Annotated in this window: 16 protein-coding genes; all 16 read left to right on the forward strand. The window is 65.0% G+C overall.

Features of this window, described 5'->3' with window-relative positions; translation table 11 throughout:
• Positions 1-3 precede the first annotated feature (3 nt).
• The 16 genes from CCOS865_RS19470 to CCOS865_RS19545 all read left to right on the forward strand — a co-directional run bounded on the left by CCOS865_RS19470 (position 4) and on the right by CCOS865_RS19545 (position 16549).
• Positions 4-543 carry a cupin domain-containing protein gene (locus CCOS865_RS19470; RefSeq protein ID WP_119143828.1) on the forward strand — a complete coding sequence of 180 codons (540 nt, stop codon included), beginning with the start codon at positions 4-6 and terminating at the stop codon, positions 541-543.
• 4 nt (positions 544-547) lie between these two features.
• Positions 548-1408 (forward strand): alpha/beta fold hydrolase, encoded by an 861-nt coding sequence (locus CCOS865_RS19475; protein WP_119143830.1) that lies wholly within the window; start codon positions 548-550, stop codon positions 1406-1408.
• Positions 1405-2232: an IclR family transcriptional regulator gene (locus CCOS865_RS19480; RefSeq protein WP_119143832.1), complete on the forward strand. Its 828-nt coding sequence runs from the start codon at positions 1405-1407 to the stop codon at positions 2230-2232. Before CCOS865_RS19475 ends, CCOS865_RS19480 begins: the two co-directional genes overlap by 4 nt.
• Position 2233: 1 nt before the next feature.
• Positions 2234-3031, forward strand: a complete 798-nt coding sequence (locus CCOS865_RS19485; RefSeq protein ID WP_119143834.1) for an SDR family oxidoreductase — start codon at positions 2234-2236, stop codon at positions 3029-3031.
• Complete coding sequence (locus tag CCOS865_RS19490) at positions 3024-4706, forward strand: thiamine pyrophosphate-binding protein (protein ID WP_119143836.1); 1683 nt, start codon at positions 3024-3026, stop codon at positions 4704-4706. The genes CCOS865_RS19485 and CCOS865_RS19490 overlap by 8 nt, the downstream gene beginning before the upstream one ends.
• 10 nt (positions 4707-4716) lie before the next feature.
• Entirely contained in the window at positions 4717-5520 is an 804-nt protein-coding gene (locus CCOS865_RS19495; protein WP_119143838.1) for an aspartate dehydrogenase, read from the forward strand.
• Positions 5521-5529: 9 nt separating this feature from the next.
• Entirely contained in the window at positions 5530-7020 is a 1491-nt protein-coding gene (locus tag CCOS865_RS19500; RefSeq protein WP_119143840.1) for an aldehyde dehydrogenase, read from the forward strand.
• Positions 7017-7985 carry a VOC family protein gene (locus tag CCOS865_RS19505; RefSeq protein ID WP_119143842.1) on the forward strand — a complete coding sequence of 323 codons (969 nt, stop codon included), beginning with the start codon at positions 7017-7019 and terminating at the stop codon, positions 7983-7985. The genes CCOS865_RS19500 and CCOS865_RS19505 overlap by 4 nt, the downstream gene beginning before the upstream one ends.
• 10 nt (positions 7986-7995) lie before the next feature.
• Positions 7996-8223, forward strand: coding sequence for a recombinase-like helix-turn-helix domain-containing protein (locus tag CCOS865_RS19510; RefSeq protein ID WP_119143844.1), 228 nt, complete (start codon positions 7996-7998; stop codon positions 8221-8223).
• 20 nt (positions 8224-8243) lie between these two features.
• The gene (locus CCOS865_RS19515) at positions 8244-9278 is read left to right on the forward strand and encodes an aromatic ring-hydroxylating oxygenase subunit alpha (RefSeq protein ID WP_119143846.1); all 1035 of its coding nucleotides are present in this window, start codon (positions 8244-8246) and stop codon (positions 9276-9278) included.
• 22 nt (positions 9279-9300) lie between these two features.
• Positions 9301-10260, forward strand: coding sequence for a PDR/VanB family oxidoreductase (locus tag CCOS865_RS19520; protein ID WP_119143848.1), 960 nt, complete (start codon positions 9301-9303; stop codon positions 10258-10260).
• 404 nt (positions 10261-10664) lie between these two features.
• Positions 10665-11894, forward strand: a complete 1230-nt coding sequence (locus tag CCOS865_RS19525) for a hypothetical protein (RefSeq protein WP_119143850.1) — start codon at positions 10665-10667, stop codon at positions 11892-11894.
• 83 nt (positions 11895-11977) lie between these two features.
• Positions 11978-12448: a DUF4265 domain-containing protein gene (locus CCOS865_RS19530; RefSeq protein WP_119143852.1), complete on the forward strand. Its 471-nt coding sequence runs from the start codon at positions 11978-11980 to the stop codon at positions 12446-12448.
• A gap of 87 nt (positions 12449-12535) precedes the next feature.
• Positions 12536-13063 (forward strand): sigma-70 family RNA polymerase sigma factor, encoded by a 528-nt coding sequence (locus CCOS865_RS19535; protein WP_119143854.1) that lies wholly within the window; start codon positions 12536-12538, stop codon positions 13061-13063.
• On the forward strand, positions 13060-14016 hold the full coding sequence (locus tag CCOS865_RS19540) for a FecR domain-containing protein (protein ID WP_244216141.1): 957 nt from the start codon (positions 13060-13062) through the stop codon (positions 14014-14016). Before CCOS865_RS19535 ends, CCOS865_RS19540 begins: the two co-directional genes overlap by 4 nt.
• Before the next feature lie 94 nt (positions 14017-14110).
• The gene (locus CCOS865_RS19545; protein WP_119143856.1) at positions 14111-16549 is read left to right on the forward strand and encodes a TonB-dependent siderophore receptor; all 2439 of its coding nucleotides are present in this window, start codon (positions 14111-14113) and stop codon (positions 16547-16549) included.
• Positions 16550-16638: the final 89 nt, after the last annotated feature.

Raw genomic sequence — 16638 nt, forward strand, 5'->3', positions numbered from 1 at the left:
TTCATGACCGACCTTAACGTTCAACCCGACACCCCGAAAACCTGGGAGCGCCCGGCCGACGCCGACCTGGCCAGCTGGATGCAGACCCGCATCGCCCGCTACGAGACGCGTCGCTACGACTGGGATGCGCTCAAATTCCAGGCCGACCACGACCCCAAGTTCCGCCGCGCGCAAATGCGCTACGTGGGCACCGGCGGCACCGGCGTCAACACCGACATGAACACCATCCCGTCCGAGCACTTCACCTTCTCGACCATGGTCATCCCGGCCGGCCACGAAGGCCCGCCGCACCTGCACACCGACGTCGAGGAAGTGTTCTTCGTGCTGCGCGGCAAGCTCAAGGTGGTCATCGAAAAAGACGGCGAACGCTTCGAGACCATTCTCACCGACCGCGACCTGATCTCGGTGCCGCCAGGGGTGTACCGCGAAGAGATCAACGTCGGCGACGAAGACGCGCTGATGTGCGTGATGCTCGGCGCCAAGAAGCCGGTCACCCCGACCTACCCGCCAGCGCACCCGCTGGCCTCGATCAAGCGCGGGTAAGCCGATGACGCCGGTGTCCGACAACCTGCTCGCGCCGCTGCTCGACCAGCACTTCGCCGAGCGCCTGCTGCGCCTGGACGACGGCGTGCAGGCACTGCGCGAGGCCGGCCGCGGCGAGGCCGTGGTGCTGTTGCATGGCATCGGCTCGGGCGCGGCCAGCTGGCTGCAGGTGGCCATGGACCTGAGCCAGCGGGCCCGGGTGATTGCCTGGGAAGCGCCAGGCTATGGCCAGTCGGCACCGTTGCCGATGGCCAAGCCCAGCGCCGAGGACTACGCCAGGCGCCTGCTGCAGATGCTCGACGTGCTGGGCATCGAGCGTTGCCTGCTGGTCGGCCACTCGCTCGGCGCGCTGACCGCGATGGCGTTCGCCAAGGCGCATCCGCAGCGCCTCAGCCGCCTGGTGCTGCTCAGCCCGGCACGCGGTTACGGCGCGCCGGAGCAGGCCGCCCAGGGCCATGTAGTGCGTGACAAACGCCTGCACAGCCTGGAGCAGCTGGGCATCGCGCAACTGGCCGCTGAACGCAGCGCTCACCTGCTCTCGCCAAGCGCCAGCGCCACCGCGCTGGCCTGGGTGCAGTGGAACATGGCGCGGTTGCAGCCCCACGGCTACCGCCAGGCCATCGAGCTGCTGTGCGGCGATTACCTGCTGCGCTACAGCGCGCAAACGGTGCCCTGCGACGTGCACTGCGGCAGCGCCGACGGGATTACCCGGCCTGACGATTGCCAGGCCCTGGCGCACGCCTTGGCGGCGCCCTTCAACTTGATAGACGGCGCCGGCCATGCCTGCGCCATCGAACAACCGGCAACGGTGACCGGGCTGCTGGCCCGGGCACTGGAGGCCTCTCTCACAGGTAGCGTGCTATGAACGATACGGATTCGTTGAAGGAAAACCAGGACAAGTACATCGTCCCTGGCCTGGAACGCGGCCTGCTCCTGCTGTGTGAATTCAGCCGGCAGAACCGCACCCTGACCGCACCCGAGCTGGCCCGCCGGCTGTCGCTGCCGCGCTCGACCATCTTCCGCCTGCTGACCACCCTGGAAACCATGGGCTTCGTCACCCGCAGCGGCAACGAGTACCGCCTGGGCATGTCGGTGCTGCGCCTGGGCTTTGAATACCTCGCCTCGCTGGAGCTGACCGAGCTCGGCCAACCGCTGCTGGCCCGGCTCTGCGATCACCTCAACTACCCGAGCAACCTGGTGGTCCGCGATGGCCGCTCGATCGTCTACGTGGCCAAGGTCTCGCCGCCTTCGGTGTTCTCCAGCGCGGTCACCGTCGGCACCCGCCTGCCGGCCCACGCCACCGTGCTCGGGCGCATCCTGCTGGCCGACCTGAGCCTGGCCGAACTGCGCGAGCTGTACCCCGAAGAACACCTGGAGCGGTACTCGCCGTGCACGCCGAAAACCGTGTTGGAGCTGTTCGACCTGGTCCAGGCCGACCGCTTGCGCGGTTACGTCAACGGCGAAGGCTTTTTCGAATCGACCATCTCCACGGTCGCCGCGCCGGTGCGCGACGCCAGCGGCCAGGTGGTCGCCGCACTGGGCCTGACCATCCCCACCGTGCAGATCGGCCACGTCAATTTCGACAACCTGCTCGGCCAGGTGCGCGGCAGCGCCGATGAGCTGTCGCGGTTGCTCAACTACACGCCCAATGCCGGCCACGGCCGGGTCACTGCCTTGATGAGGGATTGAGATGAACCCTTACCAACTCCACGACAGCACGGTGATCGTCACCGGTGGCTCGTCCGGCATCGGCTATGCCTGCGTCGAGCTGCTGCTCGAAGCCGGCGCGCGGGTGGCCTTCTGCGGGCGCAACCAGGCCCGCCTGCACAGTGCCGAAGCGCAGCTGCGTGAACGCTTCCCCCAGGCGCAACTGCTGGCCCAGGTGTGCGACGTGCTCGACGCCGATTCGCTGAGTGCCTTTGCTGCCGCCAGCCAGGCCGCCCTCGGCCCCGCCCAGGCGCTGGTCAACAACGCCGGCCAAGGCCGCGTGTCGACCTTCGCCGACACCACCGACGACGCCTGGAACGACGAACTGCAGCTCAAGTTCTTCTCGGTGATCCGCCCGGTGCGCGCCTTCATGAGCCAACTCAAGGGGCAGCCGAACGCCTCGATCGTCTGCGTCAACTCGCTGCTGGCCAACCAGCCCGAGCCGCACATGGTCGCCACCTCGGCAGCCCGCGCCGGCCTGAAAAACCTGGTGCGGTCGATGGCCTTCGAGTTCGCCGCTGACGCCATCCGGGTCAACGGCATTCTGATCGGCCTGGTCGAGTCCGGCCAATGGCGCCGCCGCTTCGAAGCCCGAGAAGAGCGCGCGCTGGACTGGTCGCAATGGACCGCCCAGCTCGCCCAACGCAAACACATCCCCCTGGGCCGTCTCGGCCTGCCGAAAGAAGCGGCCCAGGCCATTCTGTTCCTGGCTTCACCGCTGTCGGCCTACACCACTGGCAGTCATATCGATGTATCCGGAGGCCTGTCCCGCCATGCGTAATGAAAACACTGTCACCGTGGGTGCTGTCATCACTGCGTTTCTCGAACAATGCGAGGTCAAGGCTGCGTTCGGCGTGATCTCGATCCACAACATGCCGATCCTCGATGCCTTTGCCGTACGCGGCAACATCCGCTTCGTCATGGCCCGCGGCGAGGCCGGGGCGACCAACATGGCCGATGCCTACGCACGCAGCAGCGGTGGCCTCGGCGTGTGCCTGACCTCCACCGGCACCGCAGCTGGCAATGCCGCCGGGGCGATGGTCGAAGCACTCACCGCCGGCACCCCGCTGCTGCACCTCACCGGGCAGATCGAAACGCCGTACCTGGACCAGGAGTTGGCCTACATCCACGAGGCGCGCGACCAGCTGACCATGCTCAAGGCAGTGTCCAAGGCGGCCTTCCGCGTACGCAGCGTCGAAACCGCGCTGAGCACCCTGAAGCTGGCCGTGCAGACCGCCCTGACCGCGCCCACCGGCCCGGTCAGCGTCGAGATCCCGATCGATATCCAGTCGACCTACATCGCCATGCCCAGCGACCTTTCGCCGTTGCCGATCCCGGTCGCCCCCCCCGCGGCCGAAGCCCTCGACCTGGTTGCCGAGCGCCTGGCCAGCGCCACCCGCCCGCTGCTCTGGCTCGGCGGCGGCGCCCGGCATGCCGGGGCACAGGTCAAACGCCTGCTGGCGATGGGCGTCGGCGTGATCACCTCGACCCAGGGCCGCGGCGTGGTCAACGAAGACGACGAGCGCTGCCTCGGCGCGTTCTCGCAGAACAAGCTGGTCGAAGGCTTCATGCAGACCTGCGACGCGTTGGTCGTGGCCGGCTCGCGCCTGCGCAGCAACGAGACCTTCAAGTACGCCCTGAAGCTGCCGCGCACCACCCTGCGCATCGACGTCAACCCGGCCACCGAAGGCCGCAGCTACCCCAGCGACCTGTTCATCTGCGGCGATGCGGCGCTGGCACTGGATGGCCTGGCCGACCGGCTCGAGGGCCGCTTGAACATCGACCCGAACTTCCTTCCCGAACTCAAGGCCGTGCGCAGCCAGGCGCGCCAGCAACTGGTCGCCGACCTCGGCCCGTACTCGGCCATGGTCGAACAGTTGCAGGCGCAGACCGGCCGCGACTTCACCTGGGTGCGCGACGTGACCCTGTCCAACAGCATCTGGGGCAACCGCCTGCTCAACCTGTATCACCCGCTGGCCGGCGTGCACGCCCTCGGTGGCGGTATCGGCCAGGGCCTGGCAATGGGCATTGGCGCGGCGGTGGCGGCGGCGCAGAACGCGCCCGAGCGCAAGGTCTTCGCGCTGGCCGGCGACGGCGGTTTCATCCTCAACCTCGGCGAGCTGGCGACCTTGGTCCAGGAAAACGCCAACGTGGTCATCCTGCTGATGAACGACCAGCGCTACGGGGTCATCCGCAATATCCAGGACGCCGTGTACGGCGCCCGCCACGCCTATGTCGAACTGCACACGCCGGACTACAGCAAGCTCGCCGACTCGCTCGGCCTGCGCCATGGCCTGGTCAGCGACATGCAGGACTTTGGCCGCGTGCTGGAGGGTGCCCTGAACGACCGCGGGCCGTTCCTGCTGGAGGTCGACATGCTCAGTGTCGGCGGCTTCGCCACCCAGTTCGCCGGCCCGCCCAACAGCGAAACCAAGGCGCAGAAAGCCACCGCCTGAGGACTTTGTCATGTTGCACATCACCATGATTGGCTGCGGCGCGATTGGCGTCGGCGTGCTCGAGCTGCTGGAGAAAGACCCGCAGCTGTGCGTCGACGCGGTGATCGCCTCGGCCGGTTCCGAAGACCTGGTGCGCCAGCGCCTGGCCAGCTTGCGCCAGCCGCCGCAGGTGCTCACTGCCCTGCCGGCCGAGGCACGTCCCGACCTGCTGGTCGAGTGCGCCGGCCACAAGGCCATCGAAGAGCATGTGCTGCCAGCGCTGGAGCGCGGCATCGCCTGCCTGATCGTCTCGGTCGGCGCGCTGTCGGAGGTCGGCCTGGTCGAGCGCCTGGAAGCCGCAGCGGCGCGCGGCAATACCCGCATCGAGCTGCTGCCCGGCGCCATCGGCGGCATCGATGCACTGTCGGCAGCCAAGCTCGGCGGCCTCGACTCGGTCGCCTATGTCGGCCGCAAGCCGGCGCGGGCCTGGAAGCACACCCCGGCCGAGCAGGTCTGTGACCTGGACACGCTCAGCGAGCCGACGGTGATCTTCGAAGGCAGCGCCCGTGAAGCCGCGCGGCTGTACCCGAAGAACGCCAACGTCGCTGCCACCCTGTCGCTGGCAGGGCTTGGCCTGGACCGCACGCGGGTGACGCTGATCGCCGACCCATCGAGCGAGGAGAACGTTCACCAGTTCGCGGCCAAGGGCGCCTTCGGCGGCTTCGAGATGAGCCTGCGCGGCAAGCCGCTGCAGGCCAATCCGAAGACCTCGGCGCTGACCGTCTACAGCGTGGTCCGTGCCTTGGGCAACCACGCACACGCCATTTCCATCTAGGGGACTGCCATGACTGTGGAACAGAGCTTACCCATCTGCATCGCCGGCACCTGGCGCCTGGGCGGCGGCGAGCGCTACGCCACGCACTACCCGGCCACCGGCGAGCCCGTGGCTTGGCTCAACGCCGCTAGCCTGGACGACGTCGAGGCCGCCGTACAAGGCGCCCATCAGGCCTTCGTGCACAGCGGCTGGGCCCAGCGTAAACCGCATGAGCGCGCCGCCGTGCTGTACCGCATCGCCGCGCTGATCCGCGAACAGGCCGAAGAGCTGGCCCAGCTGCAGCGCCAGGACAACGGCAAACCGATCAGCGAGACCCGTGCCCTGGTCGCCAGTGCAGCCGGGACCTTCCAGTTTTTCGCCGCGGCCTGTGAAACGCTGGAAGAAACCATCACCCCGTCACGCGGCGATTTCGTCAGCATGAGCGTGTACGAGCCGATGGGCGTGGTCGCGGCGATCACCCCGTGGAACTCGCCAATCGCCAGCGAGGCACAAAAGGTCGCGCCGGCCCTGGCCGGTGGCAACGCGGTGGTGATCAAACCGGCTGAAATCACCCCGCTGCTGGCCCTGCAACTGGCGCGTCTCTGCGAACAGGCCGGGCTGCCGAAAGGGCTGATCAGCGTGCTGCCGGGCAAGGGTTCGCTGCTCGGCGATGCGCTGACCCGTCACCCGCTGGTCAAGCGCGTGTCGTTCACCGGCGGCACCCGCACCGGCAAGCACATCGCCCATATCGCCGCCGACAAGATGATGCCGGTGTCGCTCGAGCTGGGCGGCAAATCGCCGACCATCGTGCTCGAAGACGCCGACCTCGATCACGCCGTGGCGGGGGTGCTGTACGGCATCTTCAGCTCTTCGGGCGAGGCCTGCATCGCCGGCTCGCGGCTGTTCGTCGCGCGCAGCCTGTACGAACCCTTCATGGCCCGCCTGACCGCCGCGGCCGCGCAACTGCGGGTGGGCGATCCGGCCGATGAGCAGACCCAGATGGGCCCGCTGATCAGCGCTGGCCACCGTGAATCGGTGGAGCGTTATGTCGCCCTCGGCCTGGCCGAAGGTGGCCGCCTGCGCCTGGGCGGCGAGCGGCTCCGCGGCGGGCTGTTCGAGCAGGGTTACTTCTACCCGCCGACCATCCTCGAAGGCCTGGGCAATCACCAGCAGGTCTGCCAGGAAGAAATCTTCGGCCCAGTGCTGGTGGCCCTGCCCTTCGACACCGAAGAGGATCTGCTGGAGCAGGCCAACGACAGCCTGTACGCCCTCGCCGCCGGGATCTGGAGCCGCGACTACAAACGCGCCTGGGCCCTGGGGCGCAGGCTGCAGGCGGGCACGGTGTGGATCAACACCTACAAGCAGTTTTCCATTTCGACGCCGTTCGGCGGCTGGCGTGACAGCGGCCTGGGCCGCGAAAAAGGCCGCCTGGGCATCCTCCAGTACATGGAACAGAAGAGCCTCTATTGGGGCATGAACCCACAACCGCTGGCGTGGGCCGGCGTGGAGGCAGGGCAATGAGCGTTCTCGGTATCGACGAAGTCACCTACGGCGTGGAGGACCTCGACAGCTGCGTGCGGTTCTTCGCCGACTGGGGCCTGAACAAGGTCAGCGAACAGCCAGACGAGGTGATCTTCGAAACCCTCAATGGCTGCCGGGTAGTGCTCGCTGCCCTCGACAAGCCAGGGCTGCCGGCAGCCATCGAGCCCGGCTCGACCGTGCGCGAAGTGGTCTGGGGCGTGGCCGACCCGGCCGACCTGGCGCTGTACAGCCAGCGCATCGCCAACGACCCAGGCTTTGTCGAAGGCGATGGGCGGATCGGCTGCACCGACCCCAACGGCCTGGCGATCCGCCTGCAAGTGACCCGCAAACGCCCGCTGGAGCTCGAATGCAGCGGCCACAACACCTGGCAGAGCAAGGGCCGGATCAACAAGCCGGCACCGGTGTATGAGCGCGCCACGCCGATCGAAGTCGGCCACGTGGTGTTCTTCGTCAAGGACGTCAACGCCTGCGAGGCGTTCTACCACGAGCGCTTCGGCTTCCAGGCCTCGGACCGCTACCCCAACCGCGGGGCCTTCTTGCGCACCGCCGAGGAAGGCGGCCACCACGACCTGTTCATGCTCCAGCTGCCGGCCCCGCGCGCTGGACTCAACCACGTCGCCTTCACCGTGCGCGACCTGCACGAAGTGTTCGGCGGCGGCATGCACATCTCGCGCTGCGGCTGGTCCACCGAAATCGGCCCTGGCCGCCATCCGGTGTCGTCGGCGTTCTTCTGGTACTTCAAGAACCCGGCCGGCGCCCTGGTCGAGTACTACGCCGACGAAGACCAACTGACCGGCGACTGGCAACCCCGCGAGTTCGAACCCGGGCCGACGGTGTTCGCCGAATGGGCGATCGCCGGTGGCATCGATGGCAACACCCGCCGCCAGCAACACGTCGACGCGCCGCAAGGCAAATTCCTCACCGACAAGCCGAACAACAATTGAGGTCGCTCCCATGAGTACACCCGAGGTTTACCTGCAGCCGCACCAGGCGCGCAAACGCGCCAATACGCCGTTCGAGGAGCTGCTCGGCGACTCCATCGAGCGCGCCTTCGGCAACGGCGTGAGCGAGCTGGGCGAGTTGCTCGCCCACCTCAACCTGGCCGGCCCACCCTGCCCGCTGACCACCGGAGAGTGGACCGCGGACGCCTACAAAACCCTGATGGCTCGGCTGGGCGAATGACCCTCCGGAGGTAGAACACGATGAACATGCACATAACCGTCGACCCTGTTGAGCAACACCTGGCCAATGGCCTGAAAGACCTCTGGTTCCCGGTCCTGCCGTCGGAACTGCTGGCAGACAAACCCGTCTCGATTCGCCGCCTGGGCTACAAGATCGCCCTGTGGCGCGACAACGACGGCAGCGTCCACGCCCTTGAAGACCACTGCCCGCACCGCGGCGCACCGCTGTCCCAGGGGCCGGTGCTGGGCGACCGCCTGCAGTGCCCGTACCACGGCGTCGAAGTGCGCTGCGACGGCACCGTGACCAAGGTCCCGGGCAGCCCTGGCTGCAAGCTGGAAGGCAGCCGGCCGACGCGGATGTTCCATACCCGCGAGGCGGCGGGCGCGATCTTCCTGTTCAACGCCAGCGATGCGCACCTGGACACGCCACCGGACCTGGTCCTCCCCGAGCAGCTGACCTCGCCCGCGTGGAGCAGCTTCCTCTGCTACACGGAGTGGAAAGGCGACTACCGCTACGTGCTCGACAACGTCATGGACCCGATGCACGGCACCTACCTGCACAAGATGTCGCACTCGATGAGCGAGGGCGAGGCGACCGCCAAGTTCGTCACCCGCGATACCGAGCAGGGCTTCGTCTTCGAGAAGGAAGGCCAGCGCGGGGTCAACTTCGACTGGACCGAATTCCTCGACAACGGCTGCCACTGGCTGCGCCTGGAGATCCCCTACCCGAAGACCGGGGGCCCGGGCGGCAACTTCACCATCATCGGCAGCTACACGCCGAGCAGCCGCGCCCTGTCGGCGGTGTTCCACTGGCGCGCACGGCCGCTGACCGGCTGGCAGCGCGACACCTGGCGGTTCCTCTACAAGAACCGCCTGGAGGCGCGCCACTGGGCGGTGCTGGAGCAGGACCGGGTGCTGCTGGAGTTCATGGAGTTCGACGCCAACCAGCGCGAGAACCTCTACCAGCACGACCTCGGGGTAGTCCGCCTGCGCCGCTACTTCAAGGGCAAGGCCAAGGAGCAACTGGCCCTGATCGACGCCAAACAACTGCCTTGAGCCATTGACCCTGAGGTGACCGATGTCCAACTCTTCCACCATCAGCGCGCTGGTGCATACCTTGCGTCATGAAGCCGACGGCATCATCAGCGTCGAGCTGCGCCCTTGGGGCGACACGGTGTTTGCGCCGTTCGAGGCCGGCGCGCACATCGACCTGCACCTGCCCAACGGCCTGGTGCGCAGCTACTCGCTGCTCAACGCGCCGAGCGAACCGGGCCGCTATGTGGTCGGCATCCTGCGCGATCGCAACAGCCGCGGCGGCTCGCGCTTCGTCCACGAGCAACTGCGCGTGGGCAGCGAGCTGAAGATCTCGCAGCCGCGCAACAACTTCGCCCTCGACACCCGCGCCAGCCACAGCGTGCTGGTGGCGGGCGGGATCGGCATCACGCCGATCTACTGCATGTTCCGCCAGTTGCTCGCGCAGGGCCGCTCGGCCGAGCTGATCTACTGCGCCCGTTCGCGTCGCGAGGCGGCGTTGCTGGAGCAGATCAGCGGGCTCGGGGCGAAGGTGATCTACCACTTCAACGACGAGAAGGACGCCCTACCAGACCTGGCGGGCTACCTGGCGGGGCGGCCGAGTGACACGCACTTCTATTGCTGCGGGCCAACGCCGATGCTCGATGCCTTCGAGGCGGCCTGTGAAAACCTGGGTTACCCGCATGCGCATATCGAACGCTTCACGGCGGCGGAGCTGCCACCCTCGGACGATGCCCAGGACCGTTACAGCGTGGAGCTGAGCAGGTCAGGCAAGACCCTGGATGTGGAACCTGGGTTGAACCTGCTCGATGTGCTGCTCGAGGCCGGCTGCGATATCGAGTACAGCTGTCGCGAAGGGGTCTGCGGGTCGTGCGAGACCAAGGTCCTGGAGGGCGACATCGACCACCGTGATGGCGTGTTGACCAAGGCTGAGCGCGCGGCGAACGGGTCGATGATGGTGTGTGTTTCGGGGTGCAAGAGTCGGCGCCTGGTGCTCGACCTTTGAACTGGCTGTAGGGTTCACGCGTGTTATTTACCGGTCCTTTTGGGCCGGTTTTTTTTGCCTTGGGTAACCTCCGCCTGCCCCGCGATGAAGCCCCGTAGCGTGCACTTACGCACAATCCCTGGGCACTTCCGTAACTGCCTCCAGCCGCCGTTTCGGGTACGGCACAAAATCACCCGTTTCAAATATAAATAATTGTTTTAGTTGGTAATTTTATATGCAAACCAGACTGGCACAGAACCTGCTCTATCACTCAGGCAACCCCATTTAAAACAGCGTCTCACCCCTAAAACAATAAAACCCACTCACCCGTTATCCGCTGGCACCCAAGGTTCTCACGCAACGCCCGATCAAGGGCGAGGGCCCGCTGTTGCCTGCAGAAACCACCCAACCTTGCAGGGCATGGTATGAACAGATATGTGATAAGCCTCGGTCTGATCGTCAGCAGTTGTGCCAGCTTCGCCGCCGAACCCGGCCCGGCCGCCCCCGACCAGCCGCCCGCGGTGAAAAAGCCCATCCCGCATATCGCCTGGCGCAGTGACGACGGCCAGAGCAGCCTGGACATCGGCGGTGCCCTGCGGGTGAACTACCGCGATGAACACTGGGACACCACCGAGAACAACGGCCGGATGCTCTTCGACACCTTGCGCATCGACGTCCAGGCCACTCACCGCCAACTGTTCAGCGACGTCGGCTACTGGTTCCAGGATGACGGCAAGCGCTCCATCGACCGCGGCTACATCGGCTATCGCTTCAACCCCCAGTCCAACCTGCAACTCGGCGCACCGTTCAAGCCGTTCGGCCTGGAGCCGTATCCGCAGTTCGGCTGGAGCTATCACATCCCGTTCTTCATGGGTTATGGCGTCAGTGCCGGCACGGGCCTCAAGTACAGCTACAAGGACCAGGCCTGGGACCTGCAACTGGGCTACTTCCCGCGCATGCTGCCGTCCAGCTTGCGCTATTCACCCGAAGTCGGCCGCTACGCCGACCTTGACGACAACGCCGTGCCCTTCACCCAGGCCCGCCAGGACAACGAAAAGCGCAACCAGCTCAACGCGCGCATCACCCGAACCTTCAGCGGCGACGGTTGGAAGACCGAAATCGGCGCCTCGTTGGCGGCCGCCGAGCTGTACAACGCCACCACCCGTGACGATGGCGACTATTGGGCGGGCGGCGTGCATGCCCTGGTCAATCGCGGGCCGTGGACCCTGACCGGCCAGGCCATCCGTTATCAGTACGATCCGCAAAACCCCGCAGGAGTCAGCAATGACTCGGTCCTAATGGGAGGGAACGGCCTGACCCCGGCCTATCTGATCGCCTCGAAGGCCACAATCGCTGCGGTCAACCTCGGCTATGACGTGTACACCCCGAGCCTCGGCCAGCTGAAGAAGATCAAGCTGTACACCGATTACAGCCGGATGATGAAAGACCAGCGCGGCTGGGATGATTCACAGATGTTCACCGTCGGCGCGCAGTTCCTGGCCATGCCGATCATGGCCTGGGTCGACCTGACCTGGGCGCGCAACGCCAACCCGTTCGGCGGTGCAGAGAATGGCACCGGCTGGACCAGCACCAGCTCGGTCGGCAGCAACGACTGGTACTACCGGACCAACATCAACATCGGCTACTACTTCTAGATCGCCATCGCGGGCAGACACCGTCGCCAAACCCCCTTACGATACACAGGAGCCCACACGCCCATCGCCACCCAGACCCGACCATGACCCTCGACAGCACGCCCCACTTCAAGAAAGTCCTGTTCCGCCTGGAGCAGGACGCACAAGGCTATCCACCGGCATCGGTCGAAGGCCTCTGGGCCGAACAAGTCGAAGGCGGCTATCGGCTCGACGGCATTCCCTTCTACGCCTACGGCATTGCCCCCGGCGACCTAATCAGTACCCGCGAAGACGGCGAGCACACCTGGTTCGAGCGCCTGCAGCACAGCGGCGGCGCCTCGGTGTTCCGGGTCCTGGCCAAGACCCCGGACAGCCTCGAGCCGCTGCGCGCAGCGTTGCTCGAGTTCGGCTGCCCGAGTGAAGCGGAACAGGCGGTGAAGATGCTCGCGGTCGAAGTGCCGCCCACGGTTTCGCTGGACACCCTGCTCTACTACCTGCTGACCCAGCGCGAGGCCGGTACGCTGGAGTTCGAGGAAGGCGTGCTGCGCCACGCCATAGCCGACGAGTTTCGGTGAAAACAGGGCAACAACGAGGCTTCCCAATCCCGCGCGACGCGATGATAATGAGACGGCTTATCAATTAGGACAGCCACAGGATCCGGCATGCCCAGCCTCGATAACAGCCTCGATAACCCTGCGCTCATCGAATCGCTGTACCTCAAACACAACGCCTGGTTACGCGGCTGGCTATACAACCGCCTGAACAACTCCGCCGATGCCGCCGACCTGGCGCAGGACACCTTCATGCGGGTCATGCAGCGGCGCATGTCCGGCCCGCTGACCCAGCCGCGCGCCTACCTGCGCACCATCGCCCGCGGCCTGGTGATCGACCTGTGGCGCCACCGTGATATCGAGCGCGCCTGGCTGGACGCCGTGGCAGAGCTGCCCGAAGAACACACGCTGTCACCCGAGACCAGCCTGCTGGCCCTCGAGGCCCTGATGACCATCGACCGCATGCTCGACGCGTTGCGCCCGCTGGTGCGCCAGGCCTTTCTGCTGGCGCAGCTGGAAGGGCTGAAGTGCCCGGCGATTGCCGAGCGGCTGGGCATCTCGGTGGCGACCGTGGAGCGCTACATCGTCCAGGCCATGCGCCATTGCTACAGCGCCACCTTCGAGGCCCAGGCACTGTGAGCACGCCCCTGACCGAGCTGCAGGGCAAGGTCGTCGACGAGGCCATCGACTGGTCCGTGAAGATGACCTTCAACACTCCCGACAGCGCCACCCAGCAAGCCTTCGAGCACTGGCTGGCGGCCAGCCCCGTGCACCGCCAGGCCTGGCAGCGCATGCAGAGCCTGAGCGGCCACTTCGCCGGCCTGCCCAAGGCCGTCGCGCTGAAAACCCTGAGCAAGCTGCCCGAGGGTCGCCTGCAGCGCCGACAAGCCTTGAAGCTGCTGGCGGTGCTGGCCGGCGTTGGCGTTACCACCTGGGGTACCCGGCAATACACCCCGTGGCAGCGGCTGGTAGCCGATTACAGCACCCGAATCGGCGAACACCGGCGCTGGACCCTGGACGATGGCAGTGTCCTGGACCTCAACACCGACAGCGCGATCAGCGTCGACTTCGCGGCCGACCAGCGCCTGTTGACGTTGTTGCGCGGCGAAGTCGCGCTGGAGTGCGGTGCGGATCAGCGCCCACTGCGCCTACAGACCCCGGAGTGCCTGCTCGAGGCCTTCGCTACCCGCTTCGAGGTACGCCTGCAGGACGGCGCGACCTGCCTGTCGGTGGCCGACGGCGCGGTGCGCGTGAGCCGCAGCGCGAGCGCCGAACCCTTGACCGTCCAGCAGGGCGAGCGCTGGCGTATCACTGCCACACAGGCGCTGCGCCTGCCGCCGCCCGACCCGCAGCAGAGTGCCTGGCGCGATGGCATGTTCATCGCCCGCGACCTGCCCCTGGGCGACGTGCTCAAGGAGCTGGGGCGCTACCGCGTCGGCTACCTGGGCTGCGACCCGCAGATCGCGCAGATGATCATCAGCGGCAACTTCAGCACCGACCGGCCAGAGCAGGCCGTGGAGCTGATCGCCGACTCGCATCGCTTGCAGCTGCATCGCCTGACGCGGTACTGGGTACGCCTGGCGCCGGCCTGAGGAGAAAAAGTTTCAGGCGCACTGAGGGGATTTCGATCCTGAGACGGCATAGCTCTTCGAATGTCCACTCACCTCCCATTTCGAGAGCCTTGTCGTGACTCAGCGAAACACCTTTTTTGCCCCTGCGCGTAACCTCAACCGAGCCGTACGTGACGCCGTTTTATGCCTGAGCCTGGGCTTGGTTGCCAGCCATGTGCAGGCTGCGGAGCCGGTCGTCAGCGCGATTCAGATCGATATCCAGACCGGAACGCTGGACGGCGCCCTGGCGCAGTTGAGCCGGGCTACGGGTTTGAACATCGTGTTTGATCAACGGGTGCTGGCGACCAAAGCCAGCCCTGGGTTGCATGGCCGGTATACGCCGGCGGCGGCGTTGAATCAGTTGCTGGCCAGCAGTGGGTTGCGGGCGGTGGCGTTGGGGGATGGTGGGTATCAGATCATCGAGATGGCGCGGGAGGATGGAGCGGTTGAGCTGGGGGCGACGACGATTCAGTCGAAAGGGTTGGGGGAAACGACTGAGGGAACTGGGTCGTATACCACTGGGGTGACCAGTACGGCGACCAAGATGAATCTGTCGATTCGGGAGACGCCGCAGTCGATCAGTGTCATCACGCGCCAGCGCATGGACGACCAGCACCTTGCCAGTATCACGGATGTGCTTAACCAGACCCCGGGCATCACCATGTCCCAGGATGGTGGGGAGCGCTTCAATATCTATTCCCGTGGCAGCGCCATCAACAGCTATCAGTTCGATGGCGTGAACACCAGTCAGCAAAATGAGACCCGCAATATGCCCAGCACATTGCTGGACATGGCCTTGTATGACCGAATCGAGGTCGTTCGAGGTGCTACGGGGCTTATGACCGGTTCAGGTGAACCTGGGGGCGTGATCAACCTGATACGCAAGAAGCCGACTCGCGAATTCAAATCCTATGTCAAAGCCACTGTTGGCGCCTGGGATAACTACCGCAGCGAGGCGGACGTGTCCGGCCCTTTGACCGAAACCGGCAACATCCGGGGCCGCCTGGTCGCAGCCAAGCAAGATAACCATACCTTTATGGACTGGTACGGCCAGAAGAGAGAGATTGTCTACGGAGTCGTCGAAGCCGATTTGACCGATACGACCCTTGTACGTTTCGGCGTCGATTACCAGAAATACCGTTCAACGGGTTCTCCCGGCGTTCCCCTGCTCTACACCAATGGCCAACAGACCAATTTTTCGCGCTCCACCAGCTCCGGCGCTCGGTGGATGTACGATGATTTCGAGACCATGAACTACACCGCGACGCTCGAGCAACAGTTGACCAACGACTGGAAGCTCAGGGTCGTGACCAATTACATGGACGTAGACCGAGATGCTGACCTGGGCTGGTATCGCAGCACATCTGGCGCGACCTACCTGGATCAGCAGACTGGCGGTGCCAGTGCCGAGCGGGCAAAAATCTCGGCAGATCAGGTCCAGAAAGGTGTGGATGTAAATGTGCAGGGCACCTATGACCTGTTTGGGCGCTCTCATGATCTTGTCGTCGGCTACAACTACTCGGATTACGAGAACAACCACGACTCTCTGAGCGGCGGCAATACCAATTTCAACTTCTACACATGGGACAACTACCTGGCACGTGACAGCTATCGACCCTCGGTATTGCTGGATATCAAGACACGGCAAAGCGGGTATTTCGTAGCCAACCGATTCAACCTGACCGATGAGCTTCACCTGCTGTTGGGCGCAAGGCTGTCAAATTACAGCTACGACTACAGCTTCACGTCGCGTATCTCCGGCCTCAATACACCCCGCCATATGCGTGAAACGGGTGAAGTCTCACCGTACGCTGGCGTGGTCTATGACCTAACGCCCGAACAGTCGGTCTACGCCAGTTACACCGACATCTTCCAGCCCCAGTCTTCTCAAGACAAAGATGGCCAGGTGCTTGCGCCGGTGGTCGGCAAGAACTACGAAATGGGATGGAAGGGTGAGTTCTACAATGGCCGGCTGAATGCCAACGCTGCAGTGTTCGTGGTTGAGAGAGACAACTTGGCGGAAATCGACCCAGGACAGACGACGCCTTCAGGCTCATCGGCCTACCGCGCAGTCGACGGCGCCAAGACCAAAGGCTTCGATCTTGAAATTGCAGGAGAGATCGCACCCGGCTGGAATGTGCAGACGGGGTACAGCCATGCCCGGACCGAAGACGCCGATGGGAAGCGTCTGACCACCCAATTACCCATGGACACGTTCCGTCTGTGGACGACGTACCGGCTTGCGGGTGAGTGGGAAAAACTGACCGTGGGCGGTGGCGTCAACTGGGATTCCAGCAAGTCCCTGACGTTCACCGACGTCAAAAATGCCAAGGCCAAGGATGATGACTACGCAGTGGCGAGCCTCATGGCCCGCTACCAGGTCAATGACCATCTTTCGACCACATTGAACGTAAAAAACCTGTTCGATGAGAAGTACTACTCCGGCATGGCGGGCAGCTACGGCCACTACGGTGAACCCCGTAACGCCACGCTGGATGTGCGTTACGACTTCTGATTTGAGCCACCTAACCGGAACCTTGTAACCGCCTCCTGAAAAACGGCGTTCCCCTCAGCAGAGCGCCGTTTTTCAGGATCAATCACGAT

This window comes from Pseudomonas reidholzensis (assembly GCF_900536025.1).
Lineage (GTDB): Bacteria > Pseudomonadota > Gammaproteobacteria > Pseudomonadales > Pseudomonadaceae > Aquipseudomonas > Aquipseudomonas reidholzensis.

Bases quoted from the DNA above. Each gene is read 5' to 3' on its own strand.
- CCOS865_RS19480 (WP_119143832.1), top strand. From the start codon at position 1,405: ATGAACGATACGGATTCGTTGAAGGAAAACCAGGACAAGTACATCGTC.
- CCOS865_RS19500 (WP_119143840.1), top strand. From the start codon at position 5,530: ATGACTGTGGAACAGAGCTTACCCATCTGCATCGCCGGCACCTGGCGC.
- CCOS865_RS19485 (WP_119143834.1), top strand. From the start codon at position 2,234: ATGAACCCTTACCAACTCCACGACAGCACGGTGATCGTCACCGGTGGC.
- CCOS865_RS19495 (WP_119143838.1), top strand. From the start codon at position 4,717: ATGTTGCACATCACCATGATTGGCTGCGGCGCGATTGGCGTCGGCGTG.
- CCOS865_RS19530 (WP_119143852.1), top strand. From the start codon at position 11,978: ATGACCCTCGACAGCACGCCCCACTTCAAGAAAGTCCTGTTCCGCCTG.
- CCOS865_RS19505 (WP_119143842.1), top strand. From the start codon at position 7,017: ATGAGCGTTCTCGGTATCGACGAAGTCACCTACGGCGTGGAGGACCTC.
- CCOS865_RS19475 (WP_119143830.1), top strand. From the start codon at position 548: ATGACGCCGGTGTCCGACAACCTGCTCGCGCCGCTGCTCGACCAGCAC.
- CCOS865_RS19525 (WP_119143850.1), top strand. From the start codon at position 10,665: ATGAACAGATATGTGATAAGCCTCGGTCTGATCGTCAGCAGTTGTGCC.
- CCOS865_RS19510 (WP_119143844.1), top strand. From the start codon at position 7,996: ATGAGTACACCCGAGGTTTACCTGCAGCCGCACCAGGCGCGCAAACGC.
- CCOS865_RS19515 (WP_119143846.1), top strand. From the start codon at position 8,244: ATGAACATGCACATAACCGTCGACCCTGTTGAGCAACACCTGGCCAAT.
- CCOS865_RS19490 (WP_119143836.1), top strand. From the start codon at position 3,024: ATGCGTAATGAAAACACTGTCACCGTGGGTGCTGTCATCACTGCGTTT.
- CCOS865_RS19520 (WP_119143848.1), top strand. From the start codon at position 9,301: ATGTCCAACTCTTCCACCATCAGCGCGCTGGTGCATACCTTGCGTCAT.
- CCOS865_RS19470 (WP_119143828.1), top strand. From the start codon at position 4: ATGACCGACCTTAACGTTCAACCCGACACCCCGAAAACCTGGGAGCGC.
- CCOS865_RS19535 (WP_119143854.1), top strand. From the start codon at position 12,536: ATGCCCAGCCTCGATAACAGCCTCGATAACCCTGCGCTCATCGAATCG.